Origin of the sequence: Parundibacterium terreum (genome assembly GCF_014636315.1) — a bacterium.
Lineage (GTDB): Bacteria > Pseudomonadota > Gammaproteobacteria > Burkholderiales > Burkholderiaceae_D > Undibacterium > Undibacterium terreum.
Window position 1 is genome coordinate 248250 of sequence record NZ_BMED01000003.1, and the last position, 22833, is coordinate 271082.

At 54.7% G+C, this 22833-nt stretch carries 21 protein-coding genes; 15 read left to right on the plus strand and 6 right to left on the minus strand.

The features are described 5' to 3' along the window. Window positions 1-13: 13 nt before the first annotated feature. Both IEW12_RS15830 and ispB read right to left on the minus strand, forming a co-directional pair. Complete coding sequence (locus tag IEW12_RS15830) at window positions 14-1297, minus strand: HlyC/CorC family transporter (RefSeq protein ID WP_188567061.1); 1284 nt, start codon at window positions 1295-1297, stop codon at window positions 14-16. A 100-nt stretch (window positions 1298-1397) separates the two neighbouring features. Then, window positions 1398-2381, minus strand: coding sequence for an octaprenyl diphosphate synthase (gene ispB, locus IEW12_RS15835; protein WP_268237243.1), 984 nt, complete (start codon window positions 2379-2381; stop codon window positions 1398-1400). Between the two features lie 291 nt (window positions 2382-2672). Here ispB and rplU point away from each other — a divergent pair, with 291 nt between their 5' ends. From rplU to proB, 4 genes are all read left to right on the plus strand, one after another. Next, a complete protein-coding gene (rplU, locus tag IEW12_RS15840) occupies window positions 2673-2984 on the plus strand; it encodes a 50S ribosomal protein L21 (RefSeq protein ID WP_188567062.1) in 312 nt (103 codons plus the stop codon). 44 nt (window positions 2985-3028) lie between these two features. Continuing rightward, window positions 3029-3298 carry a 50S ribosomal protein L27 gene (gene rpmA, locus IEW12_RS15845; protein WP_188567063.1) on the plus strand — a complete coding sequence of 90 codons (270 nt, stop codon included), beginning with the start codon at window positions 3029-3031 and terminating at the stop codon, window positions 3296-3298. A 223-nt stretch (window positions 3299-3521) separates the two neighbouring features. Next, the gene (gene obgE, locus IEW12_RS15850; RefSeq protein ID WP_188567064.1) at window positions 3522-4631 is read left to right on the plus strand and encodes a GTPase ObgE; all 1110 of its coding nucleotides are present in this window, start codon (window positions 3522-3524) and stop codon (window positions 4629-4631) included. Between the two features lie 295 nt (window positions 4632-4926). Next, window positions 4927-6045, plus strand: a complete 1119-nt coding sequence (gene proB, locus IEW12_RS15855; protein WP_188567065.1) for a glutamate 5-kinase — start codon at window positions 4927-4929, stop codon at window positions 6043-6045. Between the two features lie 73 nt (window positions 6046-6118). On the opposite strand, the gene IEW12_RS15860 is transcribed toward proB, so the two are convergent. Together IEW12_RS15860 and IEW12_RS15865 are read right to left on the minus strand one after the other, a co-directional pair. Beyond that, a complete protein-coding gene (locus tag IEW12_RS15860) occupies window positions 6119-6637 on the minus strand; it encodes a CNP1-like family protein (protein ID WP_188567066.1) in 519 nt (172 codons plus the stop codon). Window positions 6638-6643: 6 nt separating this feature from the next. Beyond that, window positions 6644-7273 (minus strand): RNA pyrophosphohydrolase, encoded by a 630-nt coding sequence (locus IEW12_RS15865; RefSeq protein WP_229751150.1) that lies wholly within the window; start codon window positions 7271-7273, stop codon window positions 6644-6646. 218 nt (window positions 7274-7491) lie between these two features. Here IEW12_RS15865 and IEW12_RS15870 point away from each other — a divergent pair, with 218 nt between their 5' ends. Together IEW12_RS15870 and IEW12_RS15875 are read left to right on the plus strand one after the other, a co-directional pair. Beyond that, a complete protein-coding gene (locus IEW12_RS15870) occupies window positions 7492-9228 on the plus strand; it encodes a proline--tRNA ligase (RefSeq protein ID WP_188567067.1) in 1737 nt (578 codons plus the stop codon). Between the two features lie 5 nt (window positions 9229-9233). Then, window positions 9234-9863: a lytic transglycosylase domain-containing protein gene (locus IEW12_RS15875; protein ID WP_371874546.1), complete on the plus strand. Its 630-nt coding sequence runs from the start codon at window positions 9234-9236 to the stop codon at window positions 9861-9863. Between the two features lie 130 nt (window positions 9864-9993). On the opposite strand, the gene IEW12_RS15880 is transcribed toward IEW12_RS15875, so the two are convergent. Together IEW12_RS15880 and ffh are read right to left on the minus strand one after the other, a co-directional pair. Then, entirely contained in the window at window positions 9994-10389 is a 396-nt protein-coding gene (locus IEW12_RS15880; protein WP_188567068.1) for an SWIB/MDM2 domain-containing protein, read from the minus strand. Window positions 10390-10645: 256 nt separating this feature from the next. Next, the gene (gene ffh / locus IEW12_RS15885; protein WP_188567069.1) at window positions 10646-12019 is read right to left on the minus strand and encodes a signal recognition particle protein; all 1374 of its coding nucleotides are present in this window, start codon (window positions 12017-12019) and stop codon (window positions 10646-10648) included. A gap of 378 nt (window positions 12020-12397) precedes the next feature. On the opposite strand from ffh, the gene IEW12_RS15890 reads away from it, so the two are divergent. The 9 genes from IEW12_RS15890 (at window position 12398) to IEW12_RS15930 (ending at window position 22832) form a co-directional block, all read left to right on the plus strand. Next, window positions 12398-13378, plus strand: coding sequence for an ABC transporter substrate-binding protein (locus IEW12_RS15890; protein WP_188567070.1), 981 nt, complete (start codon window positions 12398-12400; stop codon window positions 13376-13378). A gap of 11 nt (window positions 13379-13389) precedes the next feature. Further along, window positions 13390-14211, plus strand: a complete 822-nt coding sequence (locus IEW12_RS15895) for an ABC transporter permease (RefSeq protein WP_188567071.1) — start codon at window positions 13390-13392, stop codon at window positions 14209-14211. Between the two features lies 1 nt (window position 14212). Beyond that, window positions 14213-15010, plus strand: coding sequence for an ABC transporter ATP-binding protein (locus IEW12_RS15900; RefSeq protein WP_188567072.1), 798 nt, complete (start codon window positions 14213-14215; stop codon window positions 15008-15010). A gap of 172 nt (window positions 15011-15182) precedes the next feature. Next, a complete protein-coding gene (locus tag IEW12_RS15905; protein WP_229751151.1) occupies window positions 15183-16946 on the plus strand; it encodes a sensor histidine kinase in 1764 nt (587 codons plus the stop codon). A 34-nt stretch (window positions 16947-16980) separates the two neighbouring features. Then, window positions 16981-18321 carry a sigma-54-dependent transcriptional regulator gene (locus IEW12_RS15910; protein ID WP_188567074.1) on the plus strand — a complete coding sequence of 447 codons (1341 nt, stop codon included), beginning with the start codon at window positions 16981-16983 and terminating at the stop codon, window positions 18319-18321. Between the two features lie 137 nt (window positions 18322-18458). Further along, on the plus strand, window positions 18459-19280 hold the full coding sequence (locus IEW12_RS15915; RefSeq protein ID WP_188567075.1) for a cytochrome C assembly family protein: 822 nt from the start codon (window positions 18459-18461) through the stop codon (window positions 19278-19280). Beyond that, a complete protein-coding gene (locus IEW12_RS15920; RefSeq protein WP_188567076.1) occupies window positions 19277-19534 on the plus strand; it encodes a PP0621 family protein in 258 nt (85 codons plus the stop codon). The genes IEW12_RS15915 and IEW12_RS15920 overlap by 4 nt, the downstream gene beginning before the upstream one ends. A 5-nt stretch (window positions 19535-19539) precedes the next feature. Beyond that, window positions 19540-21306 carry a two-component system sensor histidine kinase NtrB gene (locus IEW12_RS15925; RefSeq protein WP_188567077.1) on the plus strand — a complete coding sequence of 589 codons (1767 nt, stop codon included), beginning with the start codon at window positions 19540-19542 and terminating at the stop codon, window positions 21304-21306. Continuing rightward, window positions 21303-22832, plus strand: coding sequence for a sigma-54-dependent transcriptional regulator (locus IEW12_RS15930; protein ID WP_188567078.1), 1530 nt, complete (start codon window positions 21303-21305; stop codon window positions 22830-22832). Before IEW12_RS15925 ends, IEW12_RS15930 begins: the two co-directional genes overlap by 4 nt. The last annotated feature ends 1 nt before the right edge of the window (window position 22833 follow it).

Consider the following 22833-nt stretch of genomic DNA (forward strand, 5'->3'; position numbering starts at 1 on the left):
GAAATGTTGCGAATTAGCTGGATTTGACGGTTTGTATTAGCTTAACCATCTTGATCGCCTGATGCTGGACTTGCACCACCTCAATGATGCACCCGGGCATCTTGATGCAAATATTCGCTTCAGGGATGTCTTGTAAAATTTCCAATAGCAGGCCATTCAGGGTTTTGGGCCCATCCAGAGGGAAGTCCAGTTGCAGGCGCTTATTGATGTCGCGCAAGGTTGTTGCGCCTTCCAGCATGCACTCGCCTTGCTCGCTCCAGTGAAAGCTGTCGACGCCGGCATTGCCGGGTACGGAAGTAGTGAATTCGCCTATCATCTCCTCGATGATGTCTTCCAGCGTAACAAGGCCCAATACTTCTCCGTATTCATCCACGATGATGCCCAGCTTTTCGCGATTTTCCTGAAAGTACTGCAGCTGGGTAAATACGTCGGTGCCTTCAGGGATGAAGTAGGGATCGCTCAACAATTCACGGAAATGCTCCGTTCTCAGGTCGTCTCCCTTGCTCAATAGTGCTGCCGCTTTGCGCACATGGAGTATGCCGATGATTTTGTTGATCTCCCCTTCATACACGGGCAGCTTGTTGTGATAGCAGGTGACCAGTTGCTGTTTTATTTCCTCTACCGGCGTGGCAAGATTCAAGGCTTCCACTTGAGTGCGCGGCGTCATGACATCATTGACCGAGATGCTCTCCAGATCAAACAGATTCAGCAAGATGCTTTTATGTTTTTGCTGGATGAAGTTGCCGCCTTCCAGCACGATAGAGCGCAATTCCTCAGGCGACAGGCGATGCTCGCGGGCCGCAGCACCGGTATTGATGCGCAGGATTCCCAGCAGCAGATTAACAAACAGGTTGACGAACCAGATCACCGGCTGGCCTATTGCCATCAGAGGCTTCAATATCAGGCTGGCCGGCAAAGAGATGCGTTCAGGGTAGGTTGCTCCTATTACCTTGGGGGCAATTTCGGCAAAAACGATGAGCAGGAAGGCGACGATGCCCGTGGCGATGGTGACTACCTTGTCATTGTTGCCGAAAGCCGAGATGGCAATTGAAGTCACCAAGGCGGTCACCAGCGCATTAATGACGGTATTGGCGATCAGGACTACGGAAAGCAGCTTGTTGACTCGTTCCAGCAACCATAGCGTGGTAATTGCCAGTTTGTTGTTGCGTTTGGCGAGATGGCGCAGGCGATGCCGGTTGGCCGCCATCAAGGCCGTTTCCGTCATCGAGAAAAAAGCGGATAGCAGGATCAAGCCTGCCAGACAGACGAGTTGCACCCACAAAGGAACGCTATTCACGATGAGTCTGAGCTAATAAGTTGAAGAAAACCGGAGTAGCCGGGAGGGGCGCTAGCTTGCAATAAAAAGGGAGATGCGTATCCGGCTCTGGCATGGCTTGTCAGTGGTTTCTGTCCACGGCGAAATTGCTCAAGGCCAATAGAGCTTCTTTATACGGACTATCCGGCAGGGAGGCGACTGCAGCCGCGGCTCTGGATGCTGCCTTGTGCGCTTCTTCCTTGGTATAGTCCAGCGCTCCGGACTGCGTAATTGCCGTCAGGATCGCATTGAACTGGCTTTCATCGCCCTGTTCTATACAGGTGCGCACCAGTTCGCGTTGTTCCGGAGTACCGTTTTTCATCAAATAGATGAGAGGCAGTGTGGGTTTGCCTTCGCGCAGGTCGTCGCCGACATTCTTGCCTATGTCCGCAGCATTGCCGGAATAGTCGAGTACGTCGTCTATCAATTGGAATGCTGTGCCCAGCGAACGGCCGTATTCTGCTGCCGCTTCTATCTGTGCAGGATTGGCGCCGGCAATCAGGGCGCCTACTTGTGCTGCGGCTTCAAACAGTTTTGCTGTTTTGGAGCGGATGACTTGCAGATAGCGTTCTTCCGTTACGTCAGGATTATGCATATTCAGCAACTGCAGTACTTCGCCCTCGGCGATCACATTGGTGGCATCTGCCAGTATCTGCATGACCTGCATATTATTGATGGAAACCATCATCTGGAAGGCGCGTGAGTACAGGAAATCGCCTACCAGTACAGATGCCGCATTGCCGAACAGCGCGTTGGCGGTCTTGCGCCCACGCCGCATTGATGACTCATCGACAACATCATCATGCAAAAGCGTTGCTGTATGGATAAATTCCACTATCGCTGCCAGCTCGTGATGGTGAGTGCCCTTATATTGATAGGCATTCGCTACCAGCAGGACCAAAACCGGACGAATGCGCTTGCCGCCTGCGCTGATAATATATTCTGCAATCTGGTTAACCAGAGGGACTTCGGAATGCAGCTTGGTTCTGATGACCTGGTTGACCGCGGCCATGTCGGTAGCGATCGTGTCGGAGATGAGGTTCTGGGTAGTGGTTGTGGCAGACAAAGTGGTACCTGCTAAAAATGCGTGATCGATAAAGCAAATCGAAAAGAATAGCGAGATTATACGATGCCCGTGGCGTTGACGTGCGCTTCAGGCATCAATAGCGCCCTTGGCCCAGGTTTGAAACACATGGCAAAAAACAAATCTTGACTAAACGACAGAAAGCCAATCTAAATTTGCAGATTGTTTTTGACGGAAAAGCTAAGTCTATGTATAATTGGAGGTTTTCCCGATTTAAGTAGCATTTTTGGGTCTGGAAGAAAAATCCTTTTTTATAATTTGATGAGGTTTCACATGTACGCGGTCATAAAAACCGGTGGCAAACAATATAAAGTTGTCGCTGGTGAAAAACTTAAAATAGAACAGATACCTGCAGACATTGGCTCCGAAATCACCATTGATCAAGTGCTCGCTTTGGGCGCTGGTGACACCATTAAGTTTGGTGCTCCTTTGGTCTCCGGTGCTACGGTGCAGGCTACGGTATTGTCACAAGGTCGTCACGACAAAGTAAGAATTTTCAAGATGCGTCGTCGTAAGCATTACCAGAAGCGTCAAGGCCATCGCCAAAATTACACTGAAATACAAATCGTTTCGATCAACGGCTAAGCCGTTATTGTTAAAGTCTGAATAGTAGATACAAGGAGCTTTAAATGGCACACAAAAAAGGCGGCGGCACCACGCGCAACGGCCGTGACTCAGAGTCAAAACGACTTGGCGTTAAAGTTTACGGCGGCCAGGCTATCAATGCAGGCGGCATCATCATTCGTCAACGCGGCACACGCGTACACGCTGGTGAAAATGTCGGCATGGGCAAGGATCACACTTTGTTCGCACTGGTTGACGGTAAAGTAAAATTCGCAATTAAAGGTGCTTCTCAGCACCAATACGCGATCGTAGAAGCTGTTCAAGAAGCTGCTTAAGCAAGCAGCCGCTACGGAAGGCTTTACAAGATAAGGCGTAAGCCTTGTTCAATAGAGGCTCTGCCATTGGTAGAGCCTTTTTAGTTTCAAGAGTCTCTTTATAAATCTGGTTTACCGGCCATATAGGCTGGAGCGGATTTATCGGAACTTATTTCATAAATGGCAGCGTGCAGCCTGGGTGCCATTCATGAAACGAGTTCTAAGCTCTTTTTAGGTGATAGAAATGAAATTTATCGACGAAGCACGAATAGAAGTAATTGCAGGCGATGGCGGTAACGGCATTGCCTCCTTCTGTCGTGAAAAGTTTAGGCCCTTCGGCGGCCCCGATGGCGGTGACGGCGGCAAGGGCGGCAGCATTATTGCCGTGGCCGACCGTAATATCAATACACTGGTGGACTTCCGTTTTTCCAAGCTGCACAAGGCAAAAAATGGTGAAAACGGCCGCGGTTCCGACTGCTATGGCAAGGGCGCGGACGACATTTTCCTGCGCATGCCGGTAGGCACGCTGATTTCCGACCGCAACACCGATGAAGTGATCGCCGATCTGACCGAACACGGCCAGGAAGTCGTGCTGGTCAAGGGTGGCGAAGGCGGCTGGGGCAATATCCACTTTAAATCCTCGACCAACCGTGCGCCGCGTCAGCGTAGCGACGGCAAGGAAGGCGAACGCCGTGAACTGAAGCTGGAGTTGAAGGTATTGGCTGACGTCGGCCTGCTGGGTTTGCCGAATGCCGGTAAATCGACCTTCATTACTGCGGTGTCGAATGCGCGTCCAAAGATCGCCGATTATCCTTTCACCACCCTGCATCCGAATCTGGGCATGGTGCGTGTCAGCCATGAAAAAAGCTTCGTCATCGCCGATATCCCTGGCCTGATCGAAGGCGCAGCGGAAGGCGCCGGCCTGGGCATACAGTTCCTGCGGCATTTGCAGCGTACCGGTTTGCTGCTGCATATCGTCGACTTGGCTCCATTTGATGATGCGGTGGATCCAGTCAAGGAAGCCAAGGCGCTGATCAAGGAGTTGCGCAAGTACGACGAGTCCCTGTACGAAAAGCCTCGCTGGCTGGTGTTGAACAAGCTGGACGTGCTGAACGAAGATGAGCGCAAGAAAAAGGTAAAAGACTTCATCAAGCGCTTTGGCTGGAAAGGCCCGGTATTTGAGATCTCCGCGCTGAACCGCGAAGGTTGCGACGATCTGGTCACCGAGATCTATTCTTACCTGGCAGAAAAGCGCCAGCAAGAGCAGCGTTCCGAAGAAACCCAGATGGTGCAGGAAGCCCAGGGCATCATGTCCATCGACCCGGACGATCCTCGTTTCAAAGTGGTCGACTGATAGTTTCAGACATCCTCGGCGGCAATGCCTGCTCACCTACCGGTGACACAGGTATCGCTGCCGAAGGCAGTACCCGTAATATCCATCGCGGCAGCCTTACCATGGCAGCCCGGCAAATACAGCGCATTATCCTTGTGCTGGCATCATAATCAAGCTCATCTCCGATATATTGGCCCAAGCGCATTTTATTCGGCATGATCGCGTTTACACTAGCTTAAATACGCTAGCTTAAAAATTACAGGCTTCGGCCCGCCCAATTCATACGCAACTTCGCAAGCAGGACTTCATATTTTCTATGCATTCTGTCATCCAACAAGCCAAACGGCTGATCATCAAAGTAGGCTCTTCGCTGGTAACCAATGACGGCAAGGGCCTGGACCAGGCCGCGATACAAAAATGGGCTGCTCAGATAGCGCAGTTGCGCGCGCTGGGCAAGGAGGTTGTGCTGGTCAGTTCAGGGGCCATTGCCGAAGGGCGGCAAAGGCTGGGTTTTGACAAGCGGCCTACCGGCATCCATGAGCTGCAGGCTTGCGCCGCAGTAGGACAGATGGGGCTGGCGCAAATCTATGAAACCAGTTTTCGCGCACATGGGCTGGGGACGGCGCAAATTCTACTGACGCATGCCGATCTGGCCGACCGCGAACGCTACCTGAATGCACGTTCGACACTGTTTACCCTGCTGCGTTTTGGCATCGTCCCCATCATTAATGAAAACGATACGGTCGTTACCGATGAAATCAAGTTCGGCGACAACGATACCCTGGGCGCGCTAGTGGCCAACCTGATCGAGGGCGATGCGCTGATCATCCTGACAGACCAGCGCGGCTTGTATACCGCCGATCCGCGCAAGAATCCCGACGCACAATTCGTGCATGAGGCCAGGGCGGGCGATCCGGCGCTGGAGGCGATGGCGGGCGGCGCCGGTTCCAGCCTGGGTAGCGGCGGCATGTTGACCAAGATACTGGCAGCCAAGCGCGGCGCCAAATCCGGCACGCATACCGTGATCGCATGGGGGCGGGAAGACAATGTGCTGGTCAGGCTGGCCCATGGCGAGGCGATAGGCACGCAGCTTGTATCAGAGATGGCGCCACTGGCGGCGCGCAAGCAATGGATGGTGGATCACCTGCAAACGGCAGGGCAACTGGTGCTGGATGCCGGCGCCGTGCAAAAATTGACTGCCGAAGGAAAATCACTGCTGCCGATAGGTGTGCTGGAAGTGAAAGGCGATTTTGGCCGCGGCGAAGTTGTCACCTGTTATAACGAGGCCGGTATCGCCATCGCCCGGGGCCTGAGCAATTATGCCGGGGCCGAGGCGCGCCGCATCAAGCGCCGGCCATCCTCGGAAATAGAATCCATCCTGGGATTTGTTGAAGAACCCGAACTGATTCACAGGGATAATCTGGTTTTGTTGTAGAGCTGCTCTTGCCGAATTGTAAAAAAGCCTCCTGAACGGAGGCTTTTTTCTTTGAATTCCTAGTCTGCGGCTGTCAGTAATTCTTAATCACAGGCTGATTTTTCTTGATTCGCTCGATGATGGCCGGTGCCCTGCCGGCCACTGTCGTGCCTTCGCAAAAATAATCGACTGCCAGATTAGTGTGTTGCTTGTTGGCACCCAGGCTGGAAATCGGCGTCCATTCGTTGCGCCGCGAGCGCGACCAGGTGCCGTCAGGGCGTCCGAATGCATACAGCTTTTTCTCGAAAGATTCGCAGCGTATCGCTTCGTAGCTGATATTCCTGGCGCCGCCACGGCTGACCGATACCAGCGTGTAGCGTATGGTATTGTCGCTTGCGACGATGATGGATTTGATATCGATAGCGAAAGACTGGGTTCCGCTATCGTAAAACGGCACCAGGTTTTCCGTTTTGGGCGCTTCCGGCAATTGCGCTGCCACTTCCTTCCAGTCTTTTTCTATTTCATCCTCATCCCCCAATTGCTGGGCTGATGCAGTCACGCTAAAGAGACTAGCCGCTATCAGGGCAGATACGTACAGGGTTTTTTTCAACATAAATTATTACTTTGCGTTTTTTATATCGGACGTATTGTCAGCCGGAGCCGGCTGAGCGGATACGGTCGGTAATTGCTGCGATTCTTTTGTGTCGTCGCAGGGCTGGGCCTGGTGCTGCTGGCGCAGGTAGCGGCTGGTCTGGCGCGATGCGCTGCCATGGTCGGAGCGGTTCAGGAAGCGCGATAACTCCTGCAGCGCCAATTGATACACACCACGTTTGAATTCAATCACGACATCCAGCGGCACCCAGTATTCATGCCAGCGCCAGGCGTCAAACTCGGGGTGGCTGCTGGCGCGCAGATTGACATCGCAATCGCGGCCCACCATGCGTAGCAGAAACCAGATTTGTTTTTGCCCACGATAATGCCCACGGATTTCGCGTTTGATGAAATGATCGGGGACTTCATAGCGCAGCCAGTCGCGGGTGCGACCGATGACTTTGACGTGTTCTGGCCGCAAACCGGTTTCTTCTTCCAGTTCGCGGTACATCGCCTGTTCAGGAGATTCGCCGTACTTGATCCCTCCCTGCGGGAATTGCCAGGAATGTTCACGTACGCGCTTACCCCACCAGACCTCATTGTTGGCGTTAAGCAATATAATGCCTACGTTAGGCCGAAAGCCTTCACGATCTAGCATGTTCAACCTCAAAACTTTCTGTGGCTAAACGGCTTTCCCTGAGGATGTGAGGGCGACGCTGCGCTTATAAATAGGGTGCTTTTCTTCTGTTCGGCACGTTATTCAATAGATAAAACGCAGTTTCCGTCATCAAATATGCAAAGAGTGGGCGCATTAGCCAGCTAATCCTTTAAAATTGGGTTGATTATAACCCTCAATTTTTGAAAAGAATCATTGTCATGCGCGCTACACGATTTTTTATTTCTACTTTAAAAGAAGCACCTGCCGATGCCGAAATCGTCAGCCACAAGCTGATGATGCGTGCCGGGATGATCAAGCGTTTGGGTTCGGGTATCTATAACTACATGCCCATGGGCTTGCGCGTGATACGCAAAGTAGAAAATATTGTCCGTGAAGAAATGAATCGCGCCGGCGCAATAGAAATGCTGATGCCTATCGTACAGCCGGCTGAGCTGTGGCAAGAAACCGGCCGCTGGGACAAGATGGGCCCGGAATTGATGCGCGTGAAAGACAGGCATGGCCGCGACTATATTATCCAGCCGACCTCGGAAGAGGCGATTACCGATATCGTGCGCGCGGATATCAAGTCTTATCGTCAGTTGCCTATCAATTTTTATCATATCCAGACCAAGTTCCGCGATGAGCGCCGTCCGCGTTTCGGCTTGATGCGCGGCCGTGAATTCACGATGAAGGATGCCTATTCTTTCGACCGTGACCTGGCCGGCATGCAGCAGTCCTATCAGGTGATGTACGACGCCTATGTCCGTATCTTCAATCGTTTCGGCCTGCAGTTCCGCGCCGTGGCAGCGGACAATGGCGCGATTGGCGGATCCGGCTCGCATGAGTTCCATGTGATCGCCGAAACCGGTGAAGATGCGCTGGTCTATTGCCCAAGCTCCGATTACGCGGCCAATATGGAAGCCGCGGAAGCACTGCCGCTGGCCGATGAGCGTGCTCCTGCGCAGGCGGCGCTGCAAAAAACTGCTACTCCAGGCAAGGCGAAATGCGAAGACGTTGCGGAATTTCTTGGCCTGCCGCTGCAGCAGACAGTCAAGTCCCTGGTTCTGGCAGTAGAGACTGAAGAGAAAGAAAAAGTCAGCAAACAGATCTGGCTGTTGCTGCTGCGCGGCGATCACGAGTTGAATGAGGTGAAAGCTGCCAAGGTTCCCGGCCTGGCCAACTACCGCTTTGCGACCGAAGCAGAAATTATCGAAACCTTTGGCACGCCGCCGGGCTACCTGGGTCCTATCAATACCAAGCTGCCGGTCAAGATTGTGGCCGATCGTACCGTGGCCCTGATGAGCGATTTCGTCTGCGGTGCCAATGAAGCCGATTTCCACTTCACCGGCGCCAACTGGGGCCGTGACATCCCGGAACCGCTGGTGGCTGACTTGCGCAATGTTGTCGCCGGCGATCCTTCGCCGGATGGCAAGGGCGTGCTGGCGATACAGCGCGGCATCGAGGTTGGGCACGTATTCCAGCTCGGCACCCGCTATTCGCAGGATATGAAAGCGACCTTCCTGGACGAGAACGGCAAACCGCAATTGATGCAGATGGGCTGCTACGGCATAGGCGTTACCCGTATCCTGGGTGCGGCGATAGAACAAAACTTTGACGACAAGGGCATCATCTGGCCTACCGCCATTGCGCCGTTTGAAGTGGTGATCTGTCCTATGGGCATGGACCGCAGCGAAGCCGTGAAAGCCGAGACTGAGAAACTGTATGAGTCCCTGCTGGCTGCCGGTGTTGACGTCATCCTGGATGACCGCGGCGAACGGCCTGGTGCGATGTTTGCAGACTGGGAGTTGATTGGTGTACCGCATCGCATCGTGATCGGCGACCGTGGCCTGAAAGAAGGCAATCTGGAGTATCTGGGCCGCCGCGATGCCGCTGCCAGCAATATACCGGTACAAGAAATGCAGGCCTTCATTCTCCAGAAACTGCAAGGGAAGTAGTATTGTTGCATTTCTCAAGTAGGCGCTTGCAGGCTTCAGCCCTGCATCTGCTGCTGGCCGCCGCGCTCGGCGCCATCAGCAGTACTGCAATTGCCGGTAATCAGAAAGAAGAAGCAATGGCAGATGCGGTACGCGTCGCGCTGGCGAAAGCCGTCAGCGAGTCGCGTCCGCCGCGTGTCAGCTTTCCAGACATTGATGAACGGATCAAATATCTGCAGTGGCTGGGTGAGATGTCCAGCCGTTTGAAAAAACGCCTGCCGGATAACCAGACGCGCCTGGAATTCCTGGAGACAGTCTGGTATGAATCCAAGAGGGCAGGGCTGGAACCGGCCCTGGTGCTGGGCCTGATACAGGTGGAATCGGCGTTCCGCAAATATGCGACGTCGGTAGTCGGCGCACGCGGTTATATGCAGGTGATGCCATTCTGGTCGCGCGTGATAGGCGACAATGACGCAAAAAAACTGTTCGCGATGCAGACCAATCTGCGCTATGGCTGTGCAATCCTGCGCATGTATATCGATATGGAAGGCGGTAATCTGTATCTGGCGCTGGGAAGATATAACGGCAGCCGCGGCCAGCCGGAATATCCGAATGCAGTGCTGGCGGCTTGGAAGCGCTGGGAATATAAAGCCTAGAGAGTCCCGGTCTCAAGCTTCCTGAAGAGTAAAAACAAAAAAGCCCGCGCGATGCGGGCTTTTTTGTTTGGGATTGGGATGATGGTCCCAATAAGTCTCCCAACGAAACTGCGGTACCGCCTGCTGTTGCTTAGGACAGGTGGCCGGAAATCAGCTTGGTCATTTCAAACATAGAGACTTGTTTCTTGCCGTCAAAAACAGCTTTCAACTTGTCATCAGCATTGATGTTGCGTTTGTTCGCTTCATCTTGCAGCTTGTGCTTCTTGATGTATTCCCATACTTTTTTGGTGACTTCTGTACGCGGGATTGGTGTTGCACCGATCACTGCTGCCAGAGTAGGGGAAATTGTCATTGGCTTCATGAACGCGGCGTTTGGCTTGCGTGCTGCGGCAGGTTTCGCTGCTGCTTTGGCTGCTGGTTTTGCTGCGGCTTTTTTAGGAGCTGCTGCTTTAGCTGGAGCCGCTTTCGCTGCCGGTTTTTTCGCAGCGGGCTTTTTTGCCTCTGGTGGTTTTGGTGCTGTTGCCATCTGTAAGCCTCCTTCACAAATATCGTGGAAAATGCGTCATTTCACGCATCGCTAATAGTGGTGGGGTTTTCCGGGCTATGCAAGTGTTTTTTGCTGCTTTTTGCTGAAAATGTATCCTATAGCACAGCCAGCAGCGACGGCGAGCGTAAAAAAGCTGATGAAGGGTGTTTACCGGAGGGGTTTCAGAGGGGAAAACGAAGAAAAAAACGGCGCCTGATCCGGCGCCGTTATATCAAAACGAGTAAAAAAGCGGGGTTTAGCGTTTGCCTGGACCCGGCATCATGCCCTTCATGCCGCGCAACATCTTCATCATGCCGCCACCCTTGAGCTTTTTCATCATCGATTGCATCTGGTCGAATTGCGCCAGCATGCGATTCACTTCCTGGATTTGCACGCCGGCACCGGTGGCGATGCGGCGCTTGCGGGAGGCCTTGATCAGTTCCGGCTTTGCGCGTTCCAGAGGAGTCATAGAGTTGATCATGCCTTCCATGCGGCGCACCTGTTTTTCCGCCTGATCCATGTTCGCACCGTTGGCTGCCTGCTGCAATTGCGCCGGCAGTTTATCCATCAGATTGGACAGGCCGCCCATTTTTTTCATTTGCGACAGCTGCAGCTTGAAATCGTTCATGTCGAACTTGCCGCCGACTTTCAGCTTTTGCGCCAGGTCCTGTGCCGCTGCAACGTCCATGCCTTTTTGCGCAGATTCCACCAGCGCCAGGATGTCGCCCATGCCCAGGATGCGGTTGGCCATGCGGGTAGGATCGAAGGCTTCCAGCCCATCCAGCTTTTCTGCGACACCGGCAAATTTAATCGGCTTGCCGGTGATATGACGTACCGACAATGCAGCACCGCCGCGTGAATCACCATCCAGCTTGGTCAGTACTATACCCGTCAACGGCAGCGCATCATTGAAGGCCTTTGCGGTATTGACCGCGTCCTGGCCCAGCATCGCGTCGACGACAAACAGGGTTTCTATAGGCTTGACCGCAGCGTGCAAGGCAGCGATTTCCTGCATCATCGCTTCGTCTATGCCCAGGCGGCCTGCAGTATCGATGATCAGCACATCGTGATAATGCTTCTTGGCGAAGTCCAGTGCAGCCAGTGCGATATCCACTGGTTTGTCGGTCGGCAGCGAAGGGAAAAAATCGGCGCCTACTTGTTCAGTCACGGTCTGCAACTGGCCTATTGCTGCTGGACGGTATACGTCGGCGGATACAGTCAGGACTTTTTTCTTTTTCTGCTCTTTCAGGTATTTCGCCAGCTTGCCGACGGTGGTTGTTTTACCGGCACCTTGCAGGCCGGCCATCAGAATAATGGCGGGGGGCTGGGTCGCGAAACTCAGTTGCGACGCATCTTCGCCAAGGTCGGCACCCATGATGCTGGCCAGTTCTTTTTGTACTACGCCGACCAGCGCCTGTCCGGGTGTCAAAGAAGAAATAACTTCCTCACCCATCGCTTTTTCTTTCACGCGAGCAATCAGTTCGCGCACTGCAGGCAAGGCGACGTCGGCCTCCAGCAAGGCCATGCGCACCTCGCGCAGCATTTCCGCGGTATTGGACTCGGTCAGGCGAGCCTCGCCGCGCATGGTTTTGACAACTTTGGCTAGGCGTTGGGTGAGATTATCGAGCATGGATGAGTATTTCTTGAAAATAAGTCAATGGAGCATGGACAAAATTGGATGGCGGCGTTGCACGCACACTATATATAGAGGGGCAATGCCGGGCCAGCTAGTCCGTCATTTTAACCGATGATGCCTTCCCACTGAAAAATACCCGGCTGGCGGCCAATGCCAGGCTGCGTTTCTTATGGAGAAACCGGGAGATTGCCAATGCGATATGATGCGGAAAATCAGAAAATTTCTTCAGTATTCTGATTTTTCAGAATTGCCGGACAGTTTTTGGTACAGATAAGCCAGCATAATCAATGCCTTAGTAAAACATTATCTGATCATAGTATTGGCACAAAGCATGCTATACCTGTTGCACAAACAATAAATCATGGAGACCTTATGTTGAAAAAGACATTCGCAGTAAGCCTTTTGCTGTCCGCATTTGCCGCTTTGGCCGGCGCCCCGGCGCAAGCCCAAGAAGTTGTCCGGCTCGGCAATCTGAAATTCGCCCACTATGGCGCGGTTTCGTATATCAAGGAAATCGCTCCCAAATGCGGCATCAAAATAGAAGAACATATGTTCGCCAAAGGCCCGGACATCATGCAGGCCATCCTGGCGGGTGAGCTGGATGTAGGCGCGGCTTCGTCGGAAGGCGCCATTTCCGCGCGTGCCAATGGCGCGCCTATTTATGTCGTCGGTGGTTTTGCCAAGGGCGGCGTGCGCCTGGTGGCGCGTGCCGACGCCGGTATCAAAAGCGTGAAAGACCTGAAAGGCAAAAAAGTCGGCGTCACCCGCGGCGTGATCCAGGATGTATTGCTGACTTCCGAGCTGGCGCAAAACGGGTTGACCGCATCGGACAAGCCCGGCAAGGACGTATTGATTGTGTACCTGGCATTTGCCGACCTGAACCAGGCATTGCTGGGCAAGGATCTGGATGCGATCATGCAGTCGGAGCCGCAATCTTCGCAGGCAATCAATAAAGGCTTTGGCGTGGAGGTGATCAAACCTTATGACACGCCCATCGGCGAACCTATCCGTACTCTGGTAATGACCGAGAAATTTTATGCGGAGCGCCGTCCGCTGGCAGAAAAATTCATGCGCTGCTTTGTTGAGTCGACCAAGATGTTCATCGATAACAAGGGACTGGCTGAAAAGTATGTGCGTGAAACCGTGTTCAAGGGCCAGATCACTAAGGATGACTTCAACGACGCGATCGCCAATTCACCTTATTCCTACGACATCACGCCTGAACACATCCAGATCACGACCGATGTGATGAGCAAGTACGGCATAGGCAAAATGGCCAAGCCTCCTGTTGCCAAGGATTGGGTGAAAACCGATCTGCTGGATGCCGCCAAAAAGAGCGTCGGCGTCAAGTAAGGGAGCCGTCGATGGCAAAGTTGAATTGGCGCGGAATCGTCGTCGGCCTGATCGTGCCGGCCGTCATCATTGCGGTATGGCAGTCGGTTTGCTCGGCGGGGCTGGTCAGCCCGCTGAAGCTGCCTTCGCCGCTGGCGGTGGCACACCGCTGGGTAGAGTATTTGCTGCCGGCCGAGCCTTACACTGCCGAGGCCGGCTCCTGGCTCTCCTGGGCGGTATCGGGTGAGCTGCTGCATGATGCTGCCGGCAGCATGTACAGGGTACTGATAGGTTTCCTGATCGGCGGCGGCCTGGCCCTGCCGCTGGGTATCATCATGGGCGCCAGCAAAAGGGTGTATTCGTATTTATATATCCTGATACAGGTGCTGCGGCCCATCCCTCCCAGCGCCTATACGCCGCTGGCCATGCTGTGGTTCGGCCTGGGTAATCCTCCCGCGGCCTTCATGATCTCGATTGCCGCTTTTTTCCCGGTGCTGATCAATACCATCACCGGCGTGCGTCAGGTCGATAGCATTTATCTGCGTGCCGCGCAAAATCTGGGTGCCAGCCGCACTACCTTGTTGCTGAAAGTGATGCTGCCGGCTGCAACGCCGTATATCCTGGCGGGCGTAAGGATTGCGATAGGCTCCGCCTTCATGATCGTGATCGTATCTGAGCTGATTGCCGTGCCTAATGGCCTGGGTTTCCGTATCAACGAAGCACGCGAGTATTCCTGGACAGACAAGGTCATGGCAGGCATGTTTACTATCGGCTTCATCGGTCTGGCGCTGGATCTGGGCATGAACAAGCTGAATAATTATTTGCTGCGCTGGCACCGCGGCCTGGAGAATTGAGATGAGTGGCACACAGATTAAAGTGAGCGCGGTCAACAAGGTCTTCCAGACTGCCGACAAGGAAGTGGTGGCACTGAAAGATATCAACCTGGAAATCCCACAGGGCCAGTTCGTCTGCCTGCTGGGGCCTTCCGGTTGCGGCAAATCCACGCTGCTCAATGCGGTGGCCGGCTTTTCACTGCCTAGCTCCGGCTCAATCACTACTGATGGCAAGCTGGTGCAAAAGCCGGGACCGGACCGTGGCATGGTATTTCAGGAATATGCACTTTTCCCTTGGATGACGGTAGAGGAAAATATCGCCTTTGGCCTGGAAATCAAGGGCAGCGGCAAGGCTGAAATACAGCAGAAGGTGGGTGCTTTGCTGGGCATGTTGGGCCTGAGCGACTTCCGCCGCCGTTTTCCCAAGGACTTGTCCGGCGGCATGCGCCAGCGGGTGGCAATTGCCCGCGTGCTGGCACTGGATTCACCGATCATGCTGATGGATGAACCCTTTGGTGCGCTGGATGCGCTGACCCGCCGCAATTTGCAGGATGAATTGCTGCGCATCTGGTCCGAGTTGAAAAAGACTATCATTTTCGTTACCCATAGTATCGAAGAAGCAATCTATCTGGCAGACCGCATTGTTGTGATGACCTATCGCCCGGGAACGGTCAAGCGCGACATCATGGTCGAACTGCCGCGCTTGCGCGATCCTTCTGCCGCCGAGTTCAATGCACTGAAGCGTGAATTGGGGCAATTGGTGATGGAAGAGCAGCAGCGCCACCATAATGATGAGATCAAGATGGCGGCTGTAGATTGAGGGCTTGCCAGCACAAGCGGCGTTAGATTGTAATAGGTGTACCACCGGCTCCGGAATGTCTTGTTCCGGAGCCGGGCGCTCGGCAAAAGGCGTAGCAGTAACGCGGTAGCGCAGTAAAAAAGGAAAAAATTAATTTATGTCGGCTTCCAGGCGTATAACTCTGCTGGTATGCATGGCAGCAATCGCGGTTGCGCTGGTATTTGCCGCTTATCTGTTTGCATCCAAAAAAGCACGCGAAGACTATCGCTATGCTGCCGAACGGCAATTGCAGATCATTGCCCTTGATCTGGAATCGACGCTGGAAAAATATGAGACACTGCCCTACTCAGTCGCCTATCTGCCGCTGACTTCGCAGCTATTGGCCTCCCCCGCAGACGCCGGACTGGTGCAGAACCTGAACGCCACGCTCAAAGATATCCAGGCGCATGCAAAAGTGGCAGCCATCTACCTGATGGACAGCAAGGGCCTGACTATTGCCGCCAGTAATTGGGATATGCCGCAGACCTTTGTCGGCCAGAACTTTAATTTCCGCCCTTATTTTACCGAGGCTATCAAGGGGAATGCAGGGCGTTTTTATGCGGTTGGTAATACTACCAGCATACCCGGCTACTTTATTGCGCAGCCCGTTTATCCCGCCGGTGTGGCACGCGGTTCCACTGCGCCTGTCGGTGTCATCGCTGTCAAGATCAGCCTGAATGAGTTCGAACAAGCCTGGCGCAGCAGCGAGGAGGCCATTGCGCTGGCCGACAAGCACGGCGTCGTATTCCTGAGCAATCGCACCGCATGGCAATATCGCAGTTTGCATATGCTGGATGAAGTGGTGCAGCGCGATATCGCCAATACTCTGCAATATGTCGGCAGCAGGATTATGCCGATTTTTAGCTTGCCCAAGGCGGAGCGTGACGGCTTTGGCGCATATGTTGCCCGCCCCATAGGACGGCTGGGCTGGCAATTGATGCTGTTTCCGGCGGAGGGCAAAGCCATACGCGCCGGCTTGCAGGCTTCCGTGCTTTGCTGTCTGGTCCTGATCGTCGTTGCGGCTTTTCTGGGTGTCTATGACCAGCGCCGCCGCCGTTTGCAAGAGGGTATGGCGGCGCAAGTCGCGTTACAGCAAGCAGCGCAGGAGCTGGAGCATAAAATCGCTGAGCGCACTGGCCAGTTGATGACGGCCAACCAGCAGTTGGAACAAAAATACGGCAAGCTGAAAGAAACGGAGCTATTGCTGCGCTCTACGCAAAATGAACTGGTGCAGGCTGGCAAATTGGCCATGCTGGGCCAGATGGCGGCCGGGATTACGCATGAGCTGAACCAGCCGCTGACTGCAATCCGGGCTTTCGCCGATAACGCCGGCACCTTTTTGTCCCAGGGGAAAGTCGCACAGGCCGCTGAAAATCTCGCCCATATCAGCCATGCCAGCGCACGCATGGGGCAGATAGTCGGGCAGTTGAAAGGCTTTGCCCGCAAGAGTCCGCAAGCGGTATCTGCGGTCGATGTCACGGAGGCTATTCATGCGGCAGTGCGCCTGCTGCACAGCGAATTTGAGCGTCAGGCAGTGCAACTTGAGCTGTCTTTGGGTGAGGGGCTGCATATACAGGGCGATCCGGTGCGGCTGGAGCAGGTGCTATTGAACTTGCTGCGCAATGCGATGGATGCGGTAGAGAATTCTGCCATCAAGAAAATCTATATCCACCTCGGCACCGAGCAGGGCAAAGCCATCGTCAGGATACTGGATAGCGGCCCTGGTTTGCCGGACGAAGCGGTGCAGCACCTGTTTGAACCTTTCTTTACAACCAAGCCTTCCGGCAAAGGTTTGGGCTTGGGACTGGCAATCTCTTCGTCGATTGTGCAGGCAATGAATGGCGTGCTGAGTGCGAGGAATAGCGCTGGCGGCGGGGCAGAATTCATTATAGCCATACCTGTGGGGCAGGCCGGCTAGCCGGGCAGGTGAAGTCAGAAATAAAGGTGCAAAGATGCAAGCAGTATTGATAGAAGATGAACAGGCAGTGCGCCTGGCGACAGCACAGACGCTGGAATTGGCGGGATTTTCCGTACATGCCTGCGCCAGTGCCGAGCAGGCGCAACAATGGCTGCACGCCGCCTTTGCCGGCATCGTGGTGACTGATGTGCGCTTGCCCGGCTTGTCCGGCCTGGATGTGCTGACGCAAGTGGTGGCCACCGATGCCGATTTGCCGGTAATCGTGATAACGGGCCATGGCGACATCAGCATGGCGGTCAGCGTCATGCGCAATGGCGCATACGACTTCATAGAAAAGCCGTATGCAGCAGAGCGTTTACAGGAAACCGCACTCAGGGCGCAGGAAAAACGCCGGTTGGTCATAGAAAATCGGGCCTTGAAGCAGACGCTGGCGGCACGCCCCGACATGCCCGATCTGATAGGACAATCCGCACCGATAGAAAAAGTGCGCAAATTCATCCAGAACATAGGGCCTACCCAGGCCGATGTGCTGATCAATGGCGCCACCGGCACCGGCAAGGAGGTCGTCGCGCGGTTATTGCATGCCTGTTCCGGCCGCAAAGGGGAGTTTGTCGCCATCAATTGCGGCGCTTTGCCCGAGTCCATGTTTGAAAGCGAGATCTTCGGCCACGAGGCGGGTGCTTTCACAAGCGCCCAGAAGCGTCGCATAGGCAAGCTGGAGTATGCCAATGGCGGGACGGTATTTCTTGATGAAATAGAAAGCATGCCGCTGGCCTTGCAGGTGAAGTTGTTGCGGGTATTGCAGGAGCGCCGCCTGGAAAGGCTGGGCGGCAATGCGCAGATAGACCTGGATTGCCGCATCATTGCCGCCAGCAAGATGGATTTGCTGGCCATGAGCGCCGACGGCAATTTCCGTGAAGACTTATATTACAGACTGAGCGTCGTCAGCCTCAGCTTGCCTCGCCTGAATGAGCGCAGGCAGGACATTCCTCTGCTGCTGGCGCATTTTGTGCAAAAGGCTGCGCTGCGCTATCAAAAAGAGGTGCCGGATTGGCAAGGTGCTCAATTGGAGTTATGGAAGCAGCGCGACTGGCCGGGCAATGTGCGTGAATTGCGTAATTTTGCCGACAAGCTGGTGCTGGGTGTTCTGGATGACGACGCTGCGGACGCGGAAGGAGGCAGGGGAGGCGTTTCAGCCGGTGCCGATACCCTGCCAAGAAGGATGGATGCTTTTGAGGCGACGCTGATCGCAGAGGCAATGAAACTGGCAGCCGGCAATGTTGCGGCTGCGTCGGAGAGCCTGGGTATCCCCAAAAAAACCTTGTACGACAAACTGAAGAAATATCAACTATCTGCGGCCCGCGGGTCAGACTAGTACGCACCCTGTTTTTACAGTCCTGTCGTTACAACCATATAGTGCCGGACAGTGCTGATCACACAGGAAATGAGGGTGGGCAAGGCAGAATATGGCGAGAATAGAATTTCATTGCTGACATAGTGTAAACTTGTGTCATGCAAACCTATCTTTCGTTTCTGGCAGCCGCACTATACCTGGGCTGCATCTTTATCCCTGCGCAAAAGCGCCTGCTAGTCTCCGTTACGACGGCCGCCGGCTGGCTGGTACACGGCCTGGCGCTCTGGCAAACCATGTTTTCACCGGATGCCGTCCGGGTCGGGTTTGCCATGATGCTCTCTGCAGCGTTGTGGGTGTCGGTGATGGTGTACTGGCTGGAGAGCCGCAATTTTTCGCTGGACGGCCTGCGCGTACTGCTATTGCCGAATGCGTCGCTGATGGCCATCCTGCCGGTATTCTTCCCGGGCAGCGTCATCACGCTGGCTGGCAAGACCGCAATGTTTCCATGGCATATAGCAATCGCCTTGCTGGCTTACAGTACTTTAACTATTGCTGCGTTTCACGCATTGGTGATGACACTGCAGGATGCGCACTTGCATATGCGCCGCCGTAATAAGCCGGCCAAATGGCTGAATGCGCGGCTGACTACGGCGGTGGAGCGCCTGCCGGCCTTACTGACGATGGAAAAAATCCTGTTTCGTCTGGTATCGATCGGTTTTCTGTTATTGAGCCTGACAGTACTGTCCGGCGTCATTTTTTCAGAGCAGGTATTAGGGGTTGCCTTCAAATGGGACCACAAGACCATACTGTCGCTGCTGTCCTGGGTACTGTTCGGCATCTTGCTGGCTGGCCGCCAGTGGCGCGGCTGGCGCGGTAAAACCGTATTGAGCTTTACATTGACGGGTTTCCTTACTCTGTTGCTGGCCTATGTCGGTAGCCGGTTTGTGCTGGAAGTCCTGCTGCACAGGAGCCTGGCATGAGGATATTGATTTGGCTGGCCTTGTTTGTGCTGGTGATACTGGCGTTGAAGAAAAAAATACAAACTGTTTCTTCTCCGGAACGCGAACAGAAACCTGCTCCCCCTGCCGCCGGTAACGGTACCAGGGCCGGCGAGGCGGAAACGATGGTGTGCTGCGCCGCCTGCCAGGTGTATATTCCGGCGTCGGAAGCTGTATACAAGGGGCGGCAAACCTATTGTTGCGAAGAGCACGCCAGCCAGGCAGACGCTCATTGAAGCCGATGCCCGGGCTTCCTTCGCCTTCCTTCAGGCCTAATAGCGCTACTTTCGGGCGCTCGCTGCAGACGCTCAACGTGTCGCGGGTGGTCGTGGCCCTGGTTTTATTGCTGTATCTGAATCTGAAAAGCCCCCACCTGTTCTGGTCGCTGGGGCCCCTGGTGTTCCGCGAGACCTGCGCCATCTATCTGGTTCTGGCGATAGGCTTTGTTTTGCTGAAAATGTACTGGCCGCGGCGCTTCATGCTGCAACTGGCAGCACAAACTGCGGTAGATATTAGCGTCATCTCCATACTGTATGTAGGGGCTAGCGGCGCCAAGAACGGTCTGGCCATTCTTTATCTGTTTCCGCTGGCAGGTGCTGGCGTGCTGGCACCGCTGGTCTGGGCCCTGTTTTTTACTTCTATCGTTGCCCTGTTCCTGCTGCTGGAAAGCGGATATCAGGCCCTGCAACTGGGTGAAGGTATTTCAATTTCGCAGGCTGGGCTATATGGAGCAGCCTTTTTTGCTGTTGTGTATGTGCTCAACCGGCTGGCGCGCAAGCTGATCTGGCAGGAAGAGCTGGCGGCGCGGCGCGGTAAGGAGCTGGCGATCCAGCAAGCGATCAACCGTCTGGTCATCAGCGACATGGGGGACGGTTTGCTGGTCGTGGACAGGGATGGCCGGTTGTTTGAAATCAATCCGGCAGCGGAACGCATGCTGGGAGGCCTGATTGCCGGCAGTGAAATCCAGTCCAGGCTGCAGGAGTCTGCCGGGTTGAGACCCATCTCGGATGCGCTGCTTGCCTGGCAGCGGCATGCTGAACCGCAATCCGATTTGGCCGATCCCGACACGGCGCTGGTGGCCATCAGGCTTTACGAGGAACCTAAGGATAATGAGCTCGCCGATACGCCCGGCAGGGACGGCAAACGGGATTTTGTTGCTCACCTGAAGCTGAGATTCGTCGCTGTCGACAATGACGACATTGCCGACATAGGCCGGGGGAGGGGCTCTTACAGCATAGTCTTCATGCAGGATGTATCAGAGATTGAAAACCAGGCTCAGCAGTTGAAACTGGCGTCGATGGGGCGGCTGACCGCAAGTATTGCCCATGAGGTCAGGAATCCGCTGTCGTCAATTTCCTATGCGGCGTCCTTGCTCAGTGAAGATATCCCGCAAGACACGCAGGCACGCCGCTTATTGAAAATTGTCGATGATAATGTGCTGCGCCTGAACCAGTTGATCGAGGACATTCTCAAACTGTCCCGCAAGGCGCAAACCGATCCCGAGCCCTTCTTGCTGATTCCGGCCATCCAGGAAATCGTGCTGGACCTGAATGAAACGCGCGGGCTGGCGGCCAACCTGATTTATGTTGATCACAGTGTCAATTTCAAAGTACAGTTTGACCCCATGCACCTGCGTGAGATTGTGATGAACCTGTTATCGAACGCGACCCGCTATGCCAGCAATTCGCCGGCCAGCATACGGATATGGGCCAGTGCCAGCTCTCCCGACAGGAAAGAACTGCACATCCAGGATGACGGACCGGGTATTTCTCATGAAGTGAGGTCGCACCTGTTTGAACCTTTTTATACTACGTCGAGCAAAGGGACGGGCCTGGGACTCTATATGGCACGCGAGCTTTGCCTGAACAACCATGCGCTGCTGGACTATGAATACCGTGTCGACGAGCCTCAGGATCCGCCGCAAGCCACTTTCCTGGTCATGTCGCCGGCAAATGTTGTTCCCACCGGCCGTTTTGTGATCAATTTCTCTTTAGCCGATAAGCCATGAGCACCAAAGATACTCCCAGTGTGCCGCGCATACTCGTCGTGGATGATGAGGCGCATCTGCGCGAATTGCTGGAAATTACCCTGATCAAGATGGGCCTGGATGTAGACAGTGCCGAATCTATCGAGGCGGCCCGGGCCTGCCTGGCAAAAAATAGCTATGCGCTGGTATTGACGGACATGCGCTTACCCGATGGCTCCGGCATGGAGCTGGTGCTGGAGGTTGGCGCCAGTTACAAGACGACGCCTATCGCCGTGATCACGGCTTTTGGCAGCGCAGATAATGCGGTGGTGGCGCTGAAGGCTGGCGCTTTCGACTATGTGTCCAAGCCGGTTGCGCTGGACCAGTTGCGCAAACTGGTCAGGTCCGCACTGCAAATGAACGAAGTTCCGGCCAATGTTTCGCCCGGCCAGCCCGAATCTGCCGAGGTGGAAACTACCAGCGCTTCGGTGCTGATCGGTAATTCGGCGGGCATCCAGGGGGTGCGAGCCCAGATCAGCCGCCTGGCGCGCAGCATGGCGCCGGTGATCATCACCGGCGAGTCCGGCAGCGGCAAGGAGCTGGCTGCGCGTGAAATCCATGCCCATAGCGTGCGCACAGGCAAGCCCTTCATCGCCGTCAATTGCGGCGCAATCCCTGAAACCTTGATGGAGGCTGAGTTTTTCGGCTACCGCAAGGGCGCTTTTACCGGCGCCCAGGATGACAGGGAAGGTTTCTTCCAGGCTGCCGGCGGAGGTACCCTGATGCTGGACGAGGTGGCCGATCTGCCATTGGCGATGCAGGTCAAATTGCTGCGTGCGATACAGGAGCGCAGGGTACGCAAGGTTGGCGCTACCGTTGAAGAACCGGTAGATGTCAGGATTATCAGCGCCACCCATCAGAACCTGGCAGATTGTGTTGCAGGCGGCAAATTCCGGCAGGATTTGTATTATCGGCTGAATGTCATCGAGTTGAGCTTGCCGCCTTTGCGCGAGCGGCTGGAGGACATTGCCGAGCTTGCGGCAGCGATATTGAAACGTCTGAGCCCGCCAGGCGACAGGATTGCGCTGTCTGCCCGGGCGTTGCAGGCGCTGCAGGACTATGATTTTCCGGGCAATGTGCGCGAACTGGAAAACATCCTGGAAAGGGCTGTTGCCTTTGCCGATAACGGCATTATAGAGCCGGAAGATCTGGCCCTGCGCAGCGGCCGTGCCGCCGGGCTGCCTGCTATTTCTGATGCAGCGCCTGATGCGGAACCCGTTTCGCTGCCCGATGAGGTATCGCGGCCGGAACTGGAGTTTGTGGCGGAGGCCGGCAGCTACATGCCGGTTGCGCCTGCCAGTCAGGAATTGCGGACCGAGACGGCATTTGCCATGCCGGAATTTCCTTGCAGCCTGCCCGACTATCTGGAGAAGATAGAGCGGGAAGTCATACGGCGGGCATTGCTCAAGACCCGCAATAACCGCACTCAGGCTGCGGAATTGCTGGGGGTGAGCTTCCGCCAGCTACGCTATCAGATACAAAAATTGAAAATCGGCGATGAGGAATGAA

Bases quoted from the DNA above. Each gene is read 5' to 3' on its own strand.
- rplU (WP_188567062.1), top strand. From the start codon at position 2,673: ATGTACGCGGTCATAAAAACCGGTGGCAAACAATATAAAGTTGTCGCT.
- rpmA (WP_188567063.1), top strand. From the start codon at position 3,029: ATGGCACACAAAAAAGGCGGCGGCACCACGCGCAACGGCCGTGACTCA.
- obgE (WP_188567064.1), top strand. From the start codon at position 3,522: ATGAAATTTATCGACGAAGCACGAATAGAAGTAATTGCAGGCGATGGC.
- proB (WP_188567065.1), top strand. From the start codon at position 4,927: ATGCATTCTGTCATCCAACAAGCCAAACGGCTGATCATCAAAGTAGGC.
- IEW12_RS15860 (WP_188567066.1), bottom strand. From the start codon at position 6,637: ATGTTGAAAAAAACCCTGTACGTATCTGCCCTGATAGCGGCTAGTCTC.
- IEW12_RS15865 (WP_229751150.1), bottom strand. From the start codon at position 7,273: ATGCTAGATCGTGAAGGCTTTCGGCCTAACGTAGGCATTATATTGCTT.
- IEW12_RS15870 (WP_188567067.1), top strand. From the start codon at position 7,492: ATGCGCGCTACACGATTTTTTATTTCTACTTTAAAAGAAGCACCTGCC.
- IEW12_RS15880 (WP_188567068.1), bottom strand. From the start codon at position 10,389: ATGGCAACAGCACCAAAACCACCAGAGGCAAAAAAGCCCGCTGCGAAA.
- ffh (WP_188567069.1), bottom strand. From the start codon at position 12,019: ATGCTCGATAATCTCACCCAACGCCTAGCCAAAGTTGTCAAAACCATG.
- IEW12_RS15890 (WP_188567070.1), top strand. From the start codon at position 12,398: ATGTTGAAAAAGACATTCGCAGTAAGCCTTTTGCTGTCCGCATTTGCC.
- IEW12_RS15895 (WP_188567071.1), top strand. From the start codon at position 13,390: ATGGCAAAGTTGAATTGGCGCGGAATCGTCGTCGGCCTGATCGTGCCG.
- IEW12_RS15900 (WP_188567072.1), top strand. From the start codon at position 14,213: ATGAGTGGCACACAGATTAAAGTGAGCGCGGTCAACAAGGTCTTCCAG.
- IEW12_RS15905 (WP_229751151.1), top strand. From the start codon at position 15,183: ATGGCAGCAATCGCGGTTGCGCTGGTATTTGCCGCTTATCTGTTTGCA.
- IEW12_RS15910 (WP_188567074.1), top strand. From the start codon at position 16,981: ATGCAAGCAGTATTGATAGAAGATGAACAGGCAGTGCGCCTGGCGACA.
- IEW12_RS15915 (WP_188567075.1), top strand. From the start codon at position 18,459: ATGCAAACCTATCTTTCGTTTCTGGCAGCCGCACTATACCTGGGCTGC.
- IEW12_RS15920 (WP_188567076.1), top strand. From the start codon at position 19,277: ATGAGGATATTGATTTGGCTGGCCTTGTTTGTGCTGGTGATACTGGCG.
- IEW12_RS15925 (WP_188567077.1), top strand. From the start codon at position 19,540: ATGCCCGGGCTTCCTTCGCCTTCCTTCAGGCCTAATAGCGCTACTTTC.
- IEW12_RS15930 (WP_188567078.1), top strand. From the start codon at position 21,303: ATGAGCACCAAAGATACTCCCAGTGTGCCGCGCATACTCGTCGTGGAT.